We start from the raw sequence: 17,057 nt of genomic DNA, 5'->3' as shown, positions 1-17,057 counted from the left end.
TTGCTCAAATAAATCTGAAACAGTTTTTCATTCTTGTAAAAAGTATTTTAAACGTAAGATTCTTCGTCAGTAATTTTTATATGACATTTTAATTACTTTTATTATAACTTTTTTACCCATTTTTCCAAAATATTTGAAAAGAGTTATGTTTTTCAAATCTATAGTACACATCCGCTATTTTTTACTTTCTGTATTATAAAAGAAAGTCTTTCTTTCTGCCGAAAATGGTTTGTGAAACCGATTACCGTATGATATACTTTACTTATAAATGTAACAGTTTATGTTGCTAGAATAAAGAGGAAAATCAAATGGTTGTAAAAACAGTTGTTGAAGCTCAAGATATTTTTGACAAAGCTTGGGAAGGCTTCAAAGGTGAAGACTGGAANGAGAAAGCAAGTGTTTCTCGCTTCGTTCAAGCTAACTACACACCTTATGATGGAGATGAAAGCTTCTTGGCAGGTCCTACTGAGCGCTCACTCCACATCAAGAAAATCGTAGAAGAAACAAAAGCTCACTACGAAGAAACTCGTTTCCCAATGGACACTCGTCCAGCATCTATCGCTGGTATTGACGCTGGTTACATTGACAAGGACAACGAACTGATTTACGGTATCCAAAATGACGAACTCTTCAAATTGAACTTCATGCCAAAAGGCGGTATCCGCATGGCTGAAACTACTTTGAAAGAAAATGGATACGAACCAGATCCTGCTGTTCATGAAATCTTTACTAAATATGTTACTACAGTAAATGACGGAATATTCCGTGCTTACACTTCTAACATCCGCCGTGCTCGTCACGCCCACACTGTAACTGGTCTTCCAGATGCTTACTCACGTGGACGTATCATCGGGGTTTACGCACGTCTTGCTCTTTATGGAGCTGACTACCTCATGGCTGAAAAAGTTCGCGACTGGAATGGTTTGACTGATATTGATGAAGAAACAATCCGTCTGCGCGAAGAAATCAACCTGCAATACCAAGCACTCGGTGAAGTTGTAAAACTTGGTGACCTTTACGGAGTAGATGTTCGCCGTCCTGCCTTTGACGTTAAAGAAGCTATCCAATGGACTAACATCGCCTTCATGGCTGTCTGCCGTGTTATCAACGGTGCTGCTACTTCTCTTGGACGTGTGCCTATCGTTCTTGACATCTATGCTGAACGTGACTTGGCTCGCGGTACTTACACTGAATCAGAAATCCAAGAATTTGTTGATGATTTCGTTATGAAACTTCGTACAGTGAAGTTTGCTCGTACAAAAGCTTACGACCAACTTTACTCTGGTGACCCAACCTTCATCACTACTTCTATGGCAGGTATGGGTAACGACGGCCGTCACCGTGTTACAAAGATGGACTACCGTTTCCTTAACACACTTGACAACATTGGTAACTCTCCAGAACCAAACTTGACCGTTCTCTGGACTGACAAACTTCCATACTCATTCCGTCGCTACTGTATGCACATGAGCCACAAGCACTCTTCTATCCAATACGAAGGTGTAACAACAATGGCTCGAGATGGTTACGGTGAAATGAGCTGTATCTCTTGCTGTGTGTCTCCGCTTGACCCTGAAAATGAAGAACAACGCCACAACATCCAATACTTTGGTGCTCGTGTAAACGTTCTGAAAGCCCTTCTGACAGGTCTCAACGGTGGTTACGACGATGTTCATAAAGATTACAAAGTATTTGACATCGAGCCTATCCGTGACGAAGTTCTTGAATTCGAATCAGTTAAAGCGAACTTTGAAAAATCTCTGGACTGGTTGACTGACACTTACGTAGATGCCTTGAACATCATCCACTACATGACTGACAAGTACAACTACGAAGCTGTTCAAATGGCCTTCTTGCCAACTTACCAACGTGCTAACATGGGATTCGGTATCTGTGGATTTGCCAACACTGTTGATACCTTGTCTGCTATCAAGTACGCAACTGTTAAGCCAATCCGCGACGAAAACGGCTATATCTACGACTATGAAACAATCGGAGAATACCCACGTTGGGGTGAAGATGATCCTCGTTCAAACGAACTGGCTGAATGGTTGGTAGAAGCTTACACAACTCGTCTGCGCAGCCACAAACTGTATAAGAATGCAGAAGCTACTGTGTCTCTTCTGACTATCACATCTAACGTTGCTTACTCTAAACAAACTGGTAACTCACCAGTCCATAAAGGAGTGTACCTCAACGAAGATGGCAGCGTGAACTTGTCTAAATTGGAATTCTTCTCACCAGGTGCTAACCCATCTAACAAGGCAAAAGGTGGCTGGTTGCAAAACCTTAACTCTCTTGCTAGCTTGGACTTCAGTTACGCAGCTGACGGTATTTCCCTGACAACTCAAGTATCACCTCGTGCGCTTGGTAAGACTCACGACGAACAAGTAGACAACTTGGTTACTATCCTGGATGGCTACTTCGAAAACGGTGGTCAGCACGTTAACTTGAACGTTATGGACTTGAAGGATGTTTACGAGAAGATTATGTCTGGCGAAGATGTTATCGTTCGTATCTCAGGTTACTGTGTAAATACTAAGTACTTGACTCCAGAGCAAAAGACTGAATTGACTCAACGTGTCTTCCACGAAGTGCTCTCTATGGACGATGCTTTGAGCTAATAAACGACTAAAGACTTACAAACCATTTGAAAGAAGATTGGAAATCCCCAATCTTCTTTTTTATATCTATGAGTCCAAATGGCTGCCAACTTGATGATATTTTTAAGAGGCTTTATGGTATAATGGTTCTATTGCTATACTAGGAAAAGGATTGGGGAAATGACAGAGAAAGGTATCAGGGAAGAAGCCAAAGATTTCAATCTGGCAGTAGATGTTATCATGCTGGCTGGGACACTGCTGCTGCAGAGCGGATCCGAGACCTATCGGGTAGAAGACACCATGATTCGCATCGCTCATTCGCAAGGGATCATCGACTGCAATGCCTTAGCAATGCCAGTGGCTATTTTCTTTTCGATTGAAAATACAAATGTTTCACGGATGAAACGTAATCTCAAGACCAACTACAATATCGAAAAGGTCTGCGACGTCAATCAAGTCTCCCGTCAGTTGGTAACAGGAGAAATCAGTCTTCAGGAGGCTTTTGATGAGCTGAATCGCCTCAAGGTGAAGGAGCTGCCCTATAATAACAAGCAGCTGATTGCTGCCGCAACGCTCAGTGCTCCCTTCTTCTCCATCATGTTTGGCGGAAATTTCTACGATGCTTTGGGGGCTGCCATTGCTACCTTCTTTGGCTTTGCTTTCTCTTTGTATGTTGACAAATATATCCGTATCCCTTTTGTGACAGCTTTTGCCGGAGCCTTTGTCTTCGGACTGCTGGCTCATATCTGGACGCGTTATTCCGGTTTTAACTCCACAGACGATTTGATTATTGCGGGTTCTGTCATGCCTTTTGTGCCTGGCATTGCTCTGACCAACTCTGTGCGTGACATCATGACCAACCATATCAACTCTGGGATGAGCAAGCTCTTTGAATCGCTCCTCATCACTCTTGCTCTCGGTGCAGGTACCTCTGTTGCCCTCCTTATTATGAAATAAGCCTATGACAATCTTGACTTTCTTACTGCAAGCAGTTGCCAGCCTACTGGCTATCATTACTTTTTTAATCGTTTTAAATGTTCAGCGCAGTATGCTGATTCCCGGCGGAGTGCTGGGCATGGCTATTTGGCTACTCTATCTCCTACTCAAAGGACCGACCAACGTCATCATAGCAACCTTTGTAGCTGCTATCATCGGTTCCTGCGTCAGCCAAATTCTCAGCATCATCTATAAAACGCCTGCTGTTGTTTTTATTTTGGCTATTCTAGCGCCTTTGGTCCCAGGCTATATTTCCTATCGGACGACTGCCTTCTTTGTCACTGGTGACTACAGCCAGGCTATGATTCACGCCACTCTGGTAGTCATTCTGGCCTTAGTCATCTCAATTGGTATGGCCAGCGGCACTGTCGTACTCAAACTCTATCACTATTTAAAAAAGCGCCAAACCAAACTCACAGTAAACAAACAGTAGAACCATCTGCTGTTTTTCTTTTGGAAAATACATCTTAAGCCTGATTTAGTTGAGATTAGATGTTTTTGTAAGAGTTTTATTCCTAAGTATGGTAAAATAGTCTTCGGAATATACTAGAATAAAAGGATTTAAAGAGGTCTTATAATGACAATCGGAATCGACAAAATCGGTTTTGCGACCAGTAATTATGTCTTAAAATTAAATGATTTAGCTGCAGCCCGTGGGACTGACCCAGAAAAGCTTAGCAAGGGGCTCTTACTCAAGGAACTTAGCATTGCTCCTCTGACTGAGGATATTGTTACCTTGGGAGCGGCGGCAGCAGAGCCCATCCTGACAGCAGAGGACAAAGAAAAGATTGATATGGTCATCGTGGCCACTGAGTCAGGGATTGACCAGAGCAAGGCGGCAGCCGTTTTTGTCCACGGCCTTTTGGGCATCCAGCCTTTTGCCCGCAGCTTTGAAATCAAGGAAGCCTGCTATGGGGCAACTGCTGCACTGGACTATGCCAAGCTCCATATCGAAAAACATCCAGACAGCAAAGTTTTGGTGTTAGCTAGCGACATTGCCAAGTATGGCATTCATACACCTGGTGAGCCAACGCAGGGAGCGGGAGCTATTTCTATGCTGATTAGCAGCAATCCTCGTATCCTCGCTTTCAATGATGATAATGTGGCCCAGACACGCGATGTCATGGATTTTTGGCGCCCAAATTACTCGACAACGCCTTATGTCAACGGGCTCTATTCAACCCAGCAGTATCTGGATAGCTTAAAGACAACTTGGACGGAGTACCAAAAACGCCACAAGCTGGCTCTCAAAGATTTTGCGGCCTACTGCTTCCACCTGCCTTATCCAAAACTGGCTCTCAAAGGTCTCAATAAAATCATGGATAAAAGCCTGCCTCAAGAGCAGCAAGACCAGCTTAGAAAGAACTTTGAAGCCTCTATTCTCTACAGCCAAAAAGTTGGAAATATCTATACAGGCTCCCTCTTCCTAGGCCTCCTGTCTCTTTTAGAAAACTCTGACAACCTCAAGGCTGGCGATCGGGTTGCTCTCTTCGGATATGGCAGCGGAGCTGTCTCTGAAATCTTCAGTGCCAATTTGGTAGAAGGCTATGAAAAGCATCTATCCAACACACGCCTAGAGGAATTAGACCAGCGTCAGGCTCTTTCCATCGTAGACTACGAGCGCATCTTTTTTGAAGAAGCTGAGCTGGATGCAGAGGGCAATGCTCGCTTCTCTGGCTATGAGAACCAAAGCTTTGCTCTGGCTGAAATTGCAGAGCACCAGCGTAAGTATATCAAAGTTGAGAAATCATCATGAAAGTAAACTGGACTGGATTTTCCAAAAAAACTCCTGCTGAGCGGCTGCAGATGCTGAAAGAAAAGGGACTTTTACAAGATGAACATTGGCAGCTGCTAGACAGTCAGCAGACTTTGCCTCTGGAAACAGCCAATCAGATGAGCGAAAATGTAGTGGCCACTCTGGCCTTGCCCTACTCTCTGGTGCCAGACTTTCTGGTGGATGGCAATACCTATCAAGTTCCTTTTGTGACAGAAGAGCCATCTGTGGTAGCAGCAGCCAGCTTTGCCGCTAAGATTATCAAACGTTCAGGCGGATTTGAGACAGAGGTCCACAAACGCCAGATGATTGGGCAAATCGCCCTCTATCAGGTTGATAATGCAGACCAAGCCATTAAAGATGTTCTCAGGCAAAAGAAAGAGTTGCTGGAACAGGCCAACCAAGCCTATCCATCGATTGTTGCTCGTGGTGGCGGTGCTAGAGATCTTTGGCTGGAGCAAAAGGATGACTTCCTCATTTTTTATCTGTCTGTAGATACGCAGGAAGCCATGGGAGCCAATATGCTCAACACCATGCTGGAGGCCCTCACCCTTCCTCTGGAAGATCTGACTGGCGGTAAGAGTCTGATGGCTATCCTGTCAAACTATGCAACAGATAGCCTGGTAACAGCCCGCTGTGTCATCGACTATCGCTTTCTCAGTCGGGATAAGGCTGAGGCGGAACTTCTTGCGGATAAAATGCAGCTGGCTAGCAAGCTAGCCCAGGTCGATCCTTACCGAGCAGCTACCCACAATAAAGGTATCTTTAATGGTATTGATGCTTTGGTACTGGCTACTGGAAATGACTGGAGAGCTATAGAGGCTGGCGCTCATGCCTATGCCAGCCGAGAAGGAAGTTACCGCGGCCTCTCTACTTGGACGGCGGACCCAGACAAACGCCAGCTTCATGGTCAGATGACCCTGCCCATGCCTATTGCAACTAAGGGAGGATCCATTGGCCTCAATCCCAAAGTGACAGCCAGCTTTGACTTGCTGGGGCTGCCTCAGGCCAAGGACTTGGCTTCCCTCATCGTATCGGTCGGATTGGCGCAAAATTTCGCTGCCCTCAAAGCCCTGGTCAGCACTGGCATCCAAGCCGGACACATGAAATTGCAAGCCAAATCTTTAGCATTGCAGGCTGGAGCCCAAGGCGAAGAAATCGCTGCTATAGCCAGTCGCTTAACAGCCAAGAAGACTTTCAACCTCGCTGCTGCTCAGGAAACCCTAGCTGACTTGCGAAAACAGGACAAGTAAAAAGGCCATTGATGGCCTTTTTTGTATGTCTTTATGCTATTTAATCTGTTCCTGAGCTTCTTTCAGTCGCCCATAGAGTAGATAGGGTACACTCTTTAGTTCTTGCAAGTTTCGGCAGGACAGGGCGCACATGATGAGGCGCAGATCTGATTTCCAACCTTCTACAATATCAATAACCTCTTCCACTGAGTGATTTTCTACCAAGTCCAGCATGGCGCGAGAAAGGCCAACTGACTTGGCTCCTAAGACCAGAGCTTTGATTATGTCCAAAGGATGGCGGACACCTCCACTAGCCAAAAGTTCGACCTCATCGCGAAGTGACTGAAGTGCTAACAGGCTCTGCAGAGTAGATTGCCCCCAATCATTGAGGTAGTCACGATTGCCACCCCGCTGATTTTCAATATAGGCAAAGCTAGTGCCACCCCGGCCGGAAATATCAAAAGTCTGAATGCCCAAGGAGCGTGCTTCTTCGACAGTAGAGCGATCCATGCCAAAGCCAACTTCTTTAAGAATTAGGGGAATATCCAGTCGCTGACTATAATCAGTCAAGTGCTGGCGCCAAGAACGAAACTCCCGCTCGCCCTCTGGCATGAGCAATTCCTGCATGAGATTGACATGAACCTGCAAAAAGAGGGGCTGCAAATCAGCTACTGCCTGCTGGGCGTCTTGATAAGGCTTGTCCAAGCCGATATTGGTAGCCAGCAATAAATTAGGCCGACCAGCCGCCACCCGATAGGAAGGATCAGAAGGATTTTTCAAGGCTGCGCTGTAAGAGCCAGTTACAAAAAGAAGGCCGCAACTTTCAGCTACTTGAGCCAGCTTTTCATTGATCTGACCACCTTTTTGGCTGCCGCCAGTCATGGCATTGATGTAAAAAGGAAACTCCCAGTCACGACCAGCAAAGTGAGTAGATAGGTCAATCTCAGCCAAATCGTACTTGGGCAAAGAGCGGTGAACCAGTTCCATTTCATCAAAACTGTTGTAACCCGGACGCTGCTCTAAAGCGTATTTGATATGGTCGTCCTTACGATTCTGGCTCATCATGGCTCATCCTTTCTCTATATAATAGCTCAATGCCAGCTTCTTGCCAGGCTTGAATCAGTTGCTTGCTAGATGCGGCATCAAAGCTGAGAGCAATCCCGCAGTCGCCACCGCCGGCACCACTGCTCTTAGCCACGCAGTTCAGTCCATCTGCCGCTTCTTTTAAGACTTTCAGCCTGTCTGTATAGATAGCTGGGCTGAGCCTTTCTAAGAGCTGGCTAGCCTTTTCCAGACTAGACTGAATAACGTACTTCTCTCCTGCTAATAAAGCTCTCTCCAAAGCATCAACCTGCGTTCTACTGCCTGTCAAAAAGGACTCCGAAATAGCTGACTTGACCTGATTGACCAAGTCCTTAGAAATCGCTGGCTGCTTGGTCCATCCAACCAGAAAATCCATGGCTAAGCAAGGCTTAATACTACGAATTTCAAAACCCCAATCCTCTGCTAACAGCTGTGGCAAATCAACTTTGTCTATACGTTTGCGGACCAGCTCTCTATCAAAAGACCGGTAGTAAATCATGTCTTCATAAGCAATGCAGGCTAGATCTCCCATGGAGCCATTGTCTCCGCGCCTGAGGAGGACGTAGGAAGCCAGCTTAAAAAGTAGCTCGGGCTCTATGTCCAGCTCATAAAGTGCTGCCATGGCCTTGAGGGTCAGAATAACAACACTACCGCTGGAGCCAATCCCGAACTTCTTGCCTTCTCTTTCCATCTTGCCACTAATCTGCAGAAAAAAAGGCTGAAGCTGGTAGCCTAAGTCTAGCAGATAAGTGTTCATAACCTCTATCGTCTCCTGAATCAAGGCATAATCAGGGTCTGGCTCTAGCTTAGCACTATGATCAAACATATCTGATGTCAAGTGATAGTCAGGCGCTGTCTGGATTTCGCCCGTCATATAGATAGGAATGGCCTTGATAATGGCTGGCTGACCGGCCGTCAGCACTGCATATTCACCCGCTAGATAGAGCTTGCCACAAGTTTGGACTCTTGCACTAGCTTTCATCTGACAAGTCCTTTGTTTTGGAGACAATAAGGCGATAGTCCTTCTCAAAAATAGCCACCAGATGGTCTAGGTCTTCCTCCAAGCAGAGCACCTTGACATTTGGCCCCGCGTCCATGGTAAAGTAGCAACGCTCGCCCTGCTCCCGCAGCTTTCTGACAGCATCCATAGCTTGGTAAGACTCCTCTGTCAGATAAGAAAAGGGCGGATAAGCTTTTTCTGTCGTAGCATGCATCCGAAGAGCATTTTCTTCCGTCAGCTGGCCCACCTTGGCAAAATCATTGTCCCGTAAATAACCCAGCATAGCCTGATAATCCAAGGCAGACTGGGTAATCCAATCTGGGAAAATCGTGGAAGTTTTAGCACAGAGCTCCATACCGTCACGGCTGGAAATGGGCTTTTTCTCATCGTGCAGAACTAGCATAATCATGGCTAATTTCAAATCCGTCTTGACTGGATAGATGGCCCCGCTGTCCTTATCCCAGGCTGCTAGCGGACCAAAGAAAGACCGAGCAGATGACCCTGAAGCAAACTTAGCCAGCTGGGCCAGCTCTTGCGTCTGATAACCCGTCTGAAAATAGGCATTGCAGGCCTTGACTAGGGCTGACAGACCGCTGGAGCTGGACGACAGACCAGCTGCTGTTGGCATATTATTGCTCGTATCAACGCGGACAAAAGCATCTTCTGGAGAGCGGAAACGGTCAATAATCTTACTGATTTTGGCATGTTCTGCCGGACTTTGCAGCTGACCGTCAATATAAAACTCATATCCAGTCGCTGTATCCGGCAAAGGACTCAGTTGCGTCTCGGTGTACATATTTTCCAATGTCAGTGAGATACTGCTGGTAGACGGAATCATCTTTTCTGCATCTTTCTTCCCCCAATATTTGACAATTGCAATATTGGCATAGGATTTGACACTTACAGGCTTTCGATCCATGTGTTAATGGCCCCTTTCTCTCTCAATAAGGCGGCTAAGGCCTCCGCCTGACTTTTTTCTCCTACAAGAGCAATGACACAGCCACCCAGACCACCGCCGCTCATTTTAGCACCCAAAGCTCCATTTTCAAGCGCTGCCGCCACCAGCTCATCTGCTTTCTGGCAAGACACTCCTAGCTTGGCTAACTTCTCATGAGCCTTGGTCATAGCTTGCCCCATCGTCATCAGGTCCTTGATAGAAATAGCCTTCTCAAGGATTTTCGTTAAATTGCCCAATTCCTGCAGCAAAGGCAGAGCCTTTTGACCCTGACTTTCTACAGCACGGATAGCTTCGCGGGTATGACCGTGAATGCCCGTATCTGCAATCACTAAAAAGGCATCCAGATCCAGCTCAATTTCACTGAAACCGAAATTGCGGATGAACTTAATAGCCACATCACTAAGGCAGGTCTTGGCATCAAGGCCGCTGGGATTCATATGGGCAATCATCTCAGCCCGATTGGCTAGAATCTCCAGTGTCTGGTCATCCAGCTCTTCCTCAAAGTAGTCAAAAACCGCCCGAATAGCCGCAATACTAACCGCTGCTGAAGAACCCATTCCCCTCTTCTCAGGCACCATGGACTCCACCTGACAGCGAATCTTAGCTCCCTGCCGACCGAGATGTTCCAGACAGGCAAAAACAGCCATAGACAGCGTATCCTCGGCGTAGAGGGTCCAGGCCCGCTCAGACGGAAAGACCTGACAGGTCACTTCGATACGATTAAGAGGCAGGGAAATAGCCGGATAGCCATAGACCACCGAATGCTCTCCCATTAAAATAATTTTACTGTGTGCCTTGCCGACACCGATTTCTTTTGTCATAGTCTTCTCTTATCTGTAGATTCTCTCTATATTATTTTAATATACTTTGGCAAAAAAAGCGATTTTTATTCAGAGAAAATCACTGGGGCTAGAGACCGATATTTATATAGGCAGTCATGACAAAACTCCGGGGCTTGCAGCCGGAGTCTTTTAAAGTTCTATTCTTATCAGGTCCATCAGCTGGTTACGATCCAAAATCCATTGAGCTCGCTCGTCTTTTTCATAGGTCCGGTTGGATAGGAAAATAGCCGCCTTTTGCTCCTTGCGATTATACATGATAAAGGTTCCCGTGTAACCAGTGTGATCCAGCCAGCTGCCCTCTAGATTCCAGGCTAGACTACGTCTTTTGCCTGGCTCCTTGGAAAAATTCTGGGTCAGATTGGCCGCAAAGTCATCCTGCAGATAATGTTCCAGAAATATTTCCAAATCCCTGAGAGTTGAAAATAAGCCAGCACTGCCAGCATGGATGCCTAAAACACGCGCCTTGGGGTCATGAACCTGACCATCCTGGACACCGCGAACGGTCGGCACAGCTCCTGAAACTGGCCCAAAACCTGTCTCAGTCAAACCCCAAGGCTGGAAAATCTGACTTTGAAAAATCTGATCCAAGGCCTGACCGTAGATCTCTTCCAGCATAAAGCCCAAGAGCAGAAAATTCACATCCGTATAGCGGAAGGACTTATCTTCAAGCACTGTCAAATAATTGAGTGCTGCTTTCAACTCGGGAGCTGTCAGCTGATCACGATTGGGAATAAAGGGATCCAGCCCAGATGTGTGGGTCAAGAGCTGACGCAAGGTCACATCTTCTCGATGGAAGGCCGGATAGTAATGCTGCAAGGGCAAATCCAGCTCCAGCTTGCCCTGCTCATACAAAAAGGCTGCCAGAGTACCAACTCCGACCACCTTGCTGACGCTAGCCAAGTCATAGACCAAATCCGCTTGAGTAGCTTTTGCTTCTTCCGGATCAGCTAGACCAAAGTAGAATTCCTGCCACCGGCCAGCTTGATACAAGGCCAGACTAGCACCGGGATAGATACCGTCTTTCAGCTGTTCTTGTATTTTACTGATGATGTTTTTTAGAGTCATGCTTCGAACCACAATTCAATCTTGCTCGAATCCTGACTCAGCAGGAACTTATCTGACTTAGGTACAAAGATTTCGTGCCCTTCAAAGACAGGACGCAGAGAAGCTGTTTCGAAACGATTGACCTGAGCTTTGAGCATGGTCAAGTCCCAAGTTAGGGCATTGTCAGTCTGCAAGTCTTGTCCCTCTGCTTCTGTAAAGGTCAGGAAATCCAGCGCATTTTCAATCTTGCTGTAAAATTCTTGGGCTGCATTGGCATCAGGCACACGAATTTCTACCGTCTCTATCTCAAATTGGCTAAGACCGATAAAGTCCTCTTGCTTTTCAAATTCAGGCGCCGCCGTGACTTCTTGCAGATTTGCTCTATTCTCTTCTGCATGCAGGAGAACTAGGTCTCCTTCTGGCGACAGAGCTTCAAAAGCATAGCCTTTCTCTCCTTGATACAGCTTTGTCCAAGCAGGCTTTTGAGCCAATAGAGACTCGATTTCTTTAGCATCTGCAACCTTGACAACGATTTTGGCTAACTTTTTAGGCCCTTTAACTCGCCGAGACCGCATACTGGGCGATTCTTCCAGCTGCAGTTTCTCAGTCTTTGTCTGATCTCCCAAGGACAGAAAAGCAGCTTCCTCTAAAAGGGCCTTCATGCCCAGCTGATTTACAAAAAATTCTTGATTTAAATGACGGTTATTTATCTTTAATACAGGGATAATTCTAATAATATGATTCGCGCTCATAATTCCTCCAAACCATTTTATTGTAATGGATTTTCATCTTTTTGACAAGAAATTATGCGCAAATAAACAATTTTTAAAACAAGAAGGCCTTGGATTTATTGGTAAACGGTCTGAGCAATGACCAAGCCTCTAGCGGACTCAAACTCGTACTGCAGATAGGACTGGTAGGTACCGGGCGCGATAATCCCGCGAATATCCAGAATATCTGTCCCAGCCTGCCCAATAATCGAATCTGCTAGTAGGCAACAGTTGGTCGACAGGACAAAATACGTCTTGAAACGACTGGTTTTAAACTTATATAGCTGCGCTCCTAGTTCATGCTTCAACTTGTAGGAGTATGTTGGCTGGCCATTTTTCAATTCTGCTGGCGGCTCCCATTCTACCAACAGCTGATCGATTTCAGCCAAGCGCTTTTCAACCGCCTCTTTCTCCTTATCTGTCAAAGCCAGAGAATAACCAAAGAGTGTTTTCTTGCTTTCTTTTTTGCAAAGCTCAATATAAGCGTCTTTAGGAACCTTGAAGAGAACACCGTCTCCAATCATGCCCTTGCATCGCTCAGAAAAAACATCATAGCTACCATAAGAAATCACTTGTCCCTGATAACAAATATCTACATGACCAATGGCTCCTAATAAACTTGTCTTTGAAGTATGGACCAAGACCTCCAAGTCCGCCTTTTTTTCTCTATTCTTAACAAGACTATAAACATTTTTACAATCAGAAGCTGCATCTCCCTGAATCAATCGATTAAAGCGTTCCAGATTTTCTACCGGAATAAAGGCTGCAAAAATAATAGGTAGGTTAATACGAATTTGCCTACGTAGCCGATGTTTTTCCCAGTCGTTGTCGAAAAAGAGGCCATCCCGGATATTGGACATTCCCAGCATCATCAAATAGATTCCCAAAATCAAAAACTGTAAGTGTCCGTCGGTCGCAGGCGAAAGAATACTGGTCAGCCCAATCCCACCATAGAGAATGGTATCAAATAGATAGCGTAAACCTCCCTTGACATGATTTTGCCGATAAAGCAGATAGGTCATTCCGTAAATACCGGCAGTCAAGAGCTGGTAGCTACCCAAACTGATAATCACAATATTGACAGGCACATCACTGATTCGGTTGAGCCAGCTGATACCCATGGCGACTGCAATCTGAAGCAGACTATGCCAGACAGCCCCTTCTTTCTTGCGCGTAAAAACATGAAGAACAATATTTACCAAGCCAACAACTGTCAGATAAAGCGAAATAAAATCGAAGGCCAGCTTGGTAAATCTGAAGCCATTGACAATGATAATCAGGCCAAAAACAAGGGCTAAAAAACCAAAGAGTAAGGTCCTGCGGCCACTGACCTTATGAAATTTTGATACTTGCATCTCCATCTTTACCTTCTCTATCGTTCAAAAAAGAGCTGGGGGAAATCCCCCCAACTCTGATCTTATGTGCTTATCCGTAGATTGTTTTAAACAAGAGGACTGCTGTGATACCTGCAAGAATCGGTGCCACAACTGGAACCCAAGAATACCACCATTTTGAATCACCCTTGTGTTTGCCCAAAATGGATTCTGGCAGGATGAAGTGGAGGATACGAGGTCCGAGGTCACGAGCTGGGTTCAGTCCTGGTCCTGTAGGGCCTCCCAGAGAGGTTACCAAAGCCATTACCAAGAAACCAAGTGCCAAGTGAGCGACTGAAAGGCTACCAACTTGGAATGGTGCAACTTGGTCTTTAGCCTGAGATATTGCAGCAGCAATCTGTTCTTTAGGAACTGAAGTCCCTTGTGCTGCCATCTGAGCAGCTTGCGAATTGATAGTTGCTTCAGCTTTGCTCAACAATTCTGCTCCAAAGAAGTTCTTGGTCAAGCCCATAGCAGCAAAGAAAAGAACAAAAGAACCAACAAATTCATTGATAAAACCATTGAACAAGGCTGCTTTACGTGATTCAGGCGTGCCATGGTCTAGACTAGAGATGGTAGAGAAAGTACCCAAAATATTATTAGGATTTTCTGTTCCCAAATAGTAAGGGCGATGGGTCGCAACGACTAAAGCCTGTCCGAAGATAGCTCCCAAAATCTGCGCTGCAATATATGGTGCAACCTGTGCCCAAGGGAAATAACCGCTGACAGCAAGTCCCAAAGTAAAGGCAGGGTTGATATGGTTACCGGACACATTACCAAACATCAAAGCTGGAATCATAACCCCCATACCGTATCCGACAGCGATGACTAACCAACCGCTCTGGTGTCCCTTAGTTCCTTTTAATTCAACGTTGGCAACAGCTCCGTTCCCCAAGACAATGAGGATAGCTGTTCCTAAAAATTCTGTGGCGTATTTAACGACCCATTCGAAATCCATTTAGTGATTCTCCTTAAATATTTTTTAGACAAAGTCTATTTTATCAAGTATAATGGATAATGTAAAGGTCATTTTTAATAAAAATAAGAAAAAGAGGGAAGAATATGCGTTTTAATCAGTATAGTTATGCAAGAACGAAACGGGAAAATATGTTGATAGAATTAGCTGAATTAGGCTTTTTTTATGACAGCAATCGCTCTGACAAGGAAAATCTTGAAGATTTTCTCCGCACCAGCTTTTTCACTTATAAAAATACAGATTATCCCTTGAAATCCTGGGCTGCTGACAGCCAAACAGACCTGCTGAGCTTTTTCCAGTCTGACAGAGAACTGACAGCACCTATCTTTTACACTGTGGCTTTTCAACTGCTTGAGTTCTCGCCCTTTATTGATTTTACAGATGTTGAGGCCTTTCGCAAGGAAACAGGCTTTCCCATTACATTTGGAGACTTGTTGGAAAATCTCTACCAGCTGCTCAACACTCGGACAAAAAATGGCAACCTCTTAGTTGATAAGCTAGTCAGCGAGGGTTTGATTCCTGAGGACAATACCCACCACTACTTCAACGGCAAGAGCCTGGCAACCTTTTCCAGCCACGATGCCATCCGAGAGGTGGTTTATGTAGAAAGCCGAGTTGATACCGATGGAAACGGTCGGCCAGACCTCATCAAGGTCAGCATTATCCGGCCCCGCTATCAAGGACAAGTTCCTGCTGTCATGACCGCTTCTCCTTATCATCAAGGAACCAATGACCCCGCCAGCGACAAGGCTCTCCACGATATGAATGTGGACTTAGTAAAAAAAGAACCCCATCAAATCACAGTCCAAGATCCTGAGCTCAAATTGCTCCAACTGGATTCGCTGGCCCCTGCCCAAGAAGTCTCTGAAGCCGAGGAAAAATTGGGTCATATCGGCACCTACACGCTCAATGATTACTTGCTGCCCCGCGGCTTTGCCAATCTCTATGTGTCTGGTGTAGGAACTAAAGACTCTGAAGGACTGATGACCAGCGGCGACTATCAGCAGATCGAGGCTTATAAGAACGTTATTGACTGGCTCAACGGTCGCTGCCGAGCCTTCACCGACCACACTCGCCAACGGGAAATCAAGGCCACCTGGTCCAACGGAAAAGTGGCTACGACCGGTATCTCCTATCTGGGCACCATGTCCAATGGATTGGCAACGACTGGAGTAGATGGGTTAGAAGTCATTATCGCTGAATCTGGGATTTCTTCTTGGTATAATTACTACCGCGAAAACGGCCTTGTCACAAGTCCTGGCGGCTATCCAGGAGAGGATTTTGAATCCTTGACCGAACTGACCTACTCCCGCAATCTGAGGGCTGGTGACTACCTGCGCAACAACGACGCTTATCAGCGAAGCCTAGAGCAGCAGCGCAAAGACCTAGACCGGCAAACCGGAGATTACAATCAATTTTGGCATGACCGCAACTACCTGCTCCACGCAGAGAAGGTCAAGGCTGAAGTCGTCTTCACCCATGGCTCTCAAGACTGGAACGTTAAGCCTCTCCATGTCTATAATATGTTTCGGGCCTTACCGCCCCATATCAAAAAGCATCTTTTCTTCCATAACGGTGCCCATGTTTACATGAACAACTGGCAGTCCATCGACTTCCGCGAGTCTATCAATGCTCTGCTGAGCAAGAAACTGCTGGGATGTGAATCAGACTTCGAACTGCCAGCAGTCATCTGGCAGGACAATGGCCAAGCTCAAAGCTGGCTGACCTTGGAAGACTTCGGTGGACAAGAGCAGAATCTTCATCTCCAACTAGGCCAAGACTGCCAATCTATCCAAAATCAATACCCAGAAGAAGACTATAATCGTTTTGCTAAAAACTACCAAAGCTTTAAGACTGAGCTCTTTGACGGTAAGGTCAACCAGATTACTCTGGACTGGACCTTGGAAAAGGACCTCTTTCTCAACGGAGCGAGCCAGCTCAATCTTCGCCTCAAATCCAGCACCGATAAGGGATTGATTTCTGCCCAATTGCTGGACTTCGGACCAGCTAAACGCCTAACTCCGATTCCGACTCCTATTGAGCCTAGAGTCATGGATAACGGCCGCTACTACATGCTGGACAATCTGGTTGAACTCCCCCATACTGAAACGCCTCATCGCGTCATCACCAAAGGCTTCATCAACCTGCAAAACCGGACCAACCTACTGACTGTCGAAGAAGTCACTCCTGACCAATGGCTGGAATTTTCCTTTGAACTGCAACCAACCATCTATAAAATGAAAAAAGGCGACCAACTGCGCCTGGTCCTCTACACTACAGACTTTGAGCATACCGTCCGTGATAAGACCGACTATCAGCTGACGGTAGATTTGGAACAATCTAGTCTGGATTTGCCGACCATGACGTTACTTTAATAAAAGCTAAAAGACGCTGAGATTCAGCGCC

At 45.9% G+C, this 17,057-nt stretch carries 14 protein-coding genes; 6 read left to right on the top strand and 8 right to left on the bottom strand.

From position 1 onward, the window contains the following. Positions 1-308 precede the first annotated feature (308 nt). The 5 genes from pflB to D8886_RS00490 all read left to right on the top strand — a co-directional run bounded on the left by pflB (position 309) and on the right by D8886_RS00490 (position 6,626). Entirely contained in the window at positions 309-2,624 is a 2,316-nt protein-coding gene (gene pflB, locus D8886_RS00510; protein WP_125433889.1) for a formate C-acetyltransferase, read from the top strand. Between the two features lie 159 nt (positions 2,625-2,783). Further along, positions 2,784-3,560, top strand: a complete 777-nt coding sequence (locus D8886_RS00505; protein ID WP_002901514.1) for a threonine/serine exporter family protein — start codon at positions 2,784-2,786, stop codon at positions 3,558-3,560. 4 nt (positions 3,561-3,564) lie between these two features. Further along, positions 3,565-4,032 (top strand): threonine/serine exporter family protein, encoded by a 468-nt coding sequence (locus D8886_RS00500; RefSeq protein ID WP_002926806.1) that lies wholly within the window; start codon positions 3,565-3,567, stop codon positions 4,030-4,032. Positions 4,033-4,176: 144 nt separating this feature from the next. Then, positions 4,177-5,355, top strand: coding sequence for a hydroxymethylglutaryl-CoA synthase (locus D8886_RS00495; RefSeq protein WP_125433888.1), 1,179 nt, complete (start codon positions 4,177-4,179; stop codon positions 5,353-5,355). After that, positions 5,352-6,626, top strand: a complete 1,275-nt coding sequence (locus D8886_RS00490) for a hydroxymethylglutaryl-CoA reductase, degradative (RefSeq protein WP_125433887.1) — start codon at positions 5,352-5,354, stop codon at positions 6,624-6,626. Before D8886_RS00495 ends, D8886_RS00490 begins: the two co-directional genes overlap by 4 nt. Before the next feature lie 36 nt (positions 6,627-6,662). Here the strand turns inward: D8886_RS00490 and fni are convergent, their stop codons facing one another. From fni to gla, 8 genes are all read right to left on the bottom strand, one after another. Then, entirely contained in the window at positions 6,663-7,670 is a 1,008-nt protein-coding gene (gene fni, locus D8886_RS00485; RefSeq protein WP_125433886.1) for a type 2 isopentenyl-diphosphate Delta-isomerase, read from the bottom strand. Beyond that, positions 7,651-8,670, bottom strand: a complete 1,020-nt coding sequence (locus tag D8886_RS00480; protein ID WP_125433885.1) for a phosphomevalonate kinase — start codon at positions 8,668-8,670, stop codon at positions 7,651-7,653. The genes fni and D8886_RS00480 overlap by 20 nt, the downstream gene beginning before the upstream one ends. Further along, a complete protein-coding gene (gene mvaD / locus D8886_RS00475; protein WP_125433884.1) occupies positions 8,660-9,607 on the bottom strand; it encodes a diphosphomevalonate decarboxylase in 948 nt (315 codons plus the stop codon). Before mvaD ends, D8886_RS00480 begins: the two co-directional genes overlap by 11 nt. Beyond that, on the bottom strand, positions 9,589-10,467 hold the full coding sequence (mvk, locus tag D8886_RS00470; protein WP_111676569.1) for a mevalonate kinase: 879 nt from the start codon (positions 10,465-10,467) through the stop codon (positions 9,589-9,591). The genes mvaD and mvk overlap by 19 nt, the downstream gene beginning before the upstream one ends. 150 nt (positions 10,468-10,617) lie before the next feature. Next, on the bottom strand, positions 10,618-11,553 hold the full coding sequence (locus D8886_RS00465) for a serine hydrolase domain-containing protein (RefSeq protein WP_125433883.1): 936 nt from the start codon (positions 11,551-11,553) through the stop codon (positions 10,618-10,620). Then, positions 11,550-12,284, bottom strand: a complete 735-nt coding sequence (locus D8886_RS00460; RefSeq protein WP_125433882.1) for a CppA N-terminal domain-containing protein — start codon at positions 12,282-12,284, stop codon at positions 11,550-11,552. The genes D8886_RS00465 and D8886_RS00460 overlap by 4 nt, the downstream gene beginning before the upstream one ends. Before the next feature lie 95 nt (positions 12,285-12,379). Next, positions 12,380-13,663 carry a DUF308 domain-containing protein gene (locus D8886_RS00455; RefSeq protein ID WP_125433881.1) on the bottom strand — a complete coding sequence of 428 codons (1,284 nt, stop codon included), beginning with the start codon at positions 13,661-13,663 and terminating at the stop codon, positions 12,380-12,382. 64 nt (positions 13,664-13,727) lie between these two features. After that, on the bottom strand, positions 13,728-14,633 hold the full coding sequence (gla, locus tag D8886_RS00450; RefSeq protein WP_125433880.1) for an aquaglyceroporin Gla: 906 nt from the start codon (positions 14,631-14,633) through the stop codon (positions 13,728-13,730). A gap of 104 nt (positions 14,634-14,737) precedes the next feature. Between gla and D8886_RS00445 the strand changes: the two genes are divergently transcribed. Continuing rightward, positions 14,738-17,026 carry a Xaa-Pro dipeptidyl-peptidase gene (locus D8886_RS00445; protein ID WP_125433879.1) on the top strand — a complete coding sequence of 763 codons (2,289 nt, stop codon included), beginning with the start codon at positions 14,738-14,740 and terminating at the stop codon, positions 17,024-17,026. The last annotated feature ends 31 nt before the right edge of the window (positions 17,027-17,057 follow it).

The sequence above is a fragment of the Streptococcus sanguinis genome (assembly GCF_003943655.1).
Classification (GTDB): Bacteria; Bacillota; Bacilli; order Lactobacillales; family Streptococcaceae; genus Streptococcus; species Streptococcus sanguinis_F.
Note: the sequence above shows the minus strand (reverse complement) of the source record. Positions and strands in the feature narration are given on the sequence as shown.

Bases quoted from the DNA above. Each gene is read 5' to 3' on its own strand.
- D8886_RS00505 (WP_002901514.1), top strand. From the start codon at position 2,784: ATGACAGAGAAAGGTATCAGGGAAGAAGCCAAAGATTTCAATCTGGCA.
- D8886_RS00500 (WP_002926806.1), top strand. From the start codon at position 3,565: ATGACAATCTTGACTTTCTTACTGCAAGCAGTTGCCAGCCTACTGGCT.
- D8886_RS00495 (WP_125433888.1), top strand. From the start codon at position 4,177: ATGACAATCGGAATCGACAAAATCGGTTTTGCGACCAGTAATTATGTC.
- D8886_RS00490 (WP_125433887.1), top strand. From the start codon at position 5,352: ATGAAAGTAAACTGGACTGGATTTTCCAAAAAAACTCCTGCTGAGCGG.
- fni (WP_125433886.1), bottom strand. From the start codon at position 7,670: ATGATGAGCCAGAATCGTAAGGACGACCATATCAAATACGCTTTAGAG.
- D8886_RS00480 (WP_125433885.1), bottom strand. From the start codon at position 8,670: ATGAAAGCTAGTGCAAGAGTCCAAACTTGTGGCAAGCTCTATCTAGCG.
- mvaD (WP_125433884.1), bottom strand. From the start codon at position 9,607: ATGGATCGAAAGCCTGTAAGTGTCAAATCCTATGCCAATATTGCAATT.
- mvk (WP_111676569.1), bottom strand. From the start codon at position 10,467: ATGACAAAAGAAATCGGTGTCGGCAAGGCACACAGTAAAATTATTTTA.
- D8886_RS00465 (WP_125433883.1), bottom strand. From the start codon at position 11,553: ATGACTCTAAAAAACATCATCAGTAAAATACAAGAACAGCTGAAAGAC.
- D8886_RS00460 (WP_125433882.1), bottom strand. From the start codon at position 12,284: ATGAGCGCGAATCATATTATTAGAATTATCCCTGTATTAAAGATAAAT.
- D8886_RS00455 (WP_125433881.1), bottom strand. From the start codon at position 13,663: ATGGAGATGCAAGTATCAAAATTTCATAAGGTCAGTGGCCGCAGGACC.
- gla (WP_125433880.1), bottom strand. From the start codon at position 14,633: ATGGATTTCGAATGGGTCGTTAAATACGCCACAGAATTTTTAGGAACA.
- D8886_RS00445 (WP_125433879.1), top strand. From the start codon at position 14,738: ATGCGTTTTAATCAGTATAGTTATGCAAGAACGAAACGGGAAAATATG.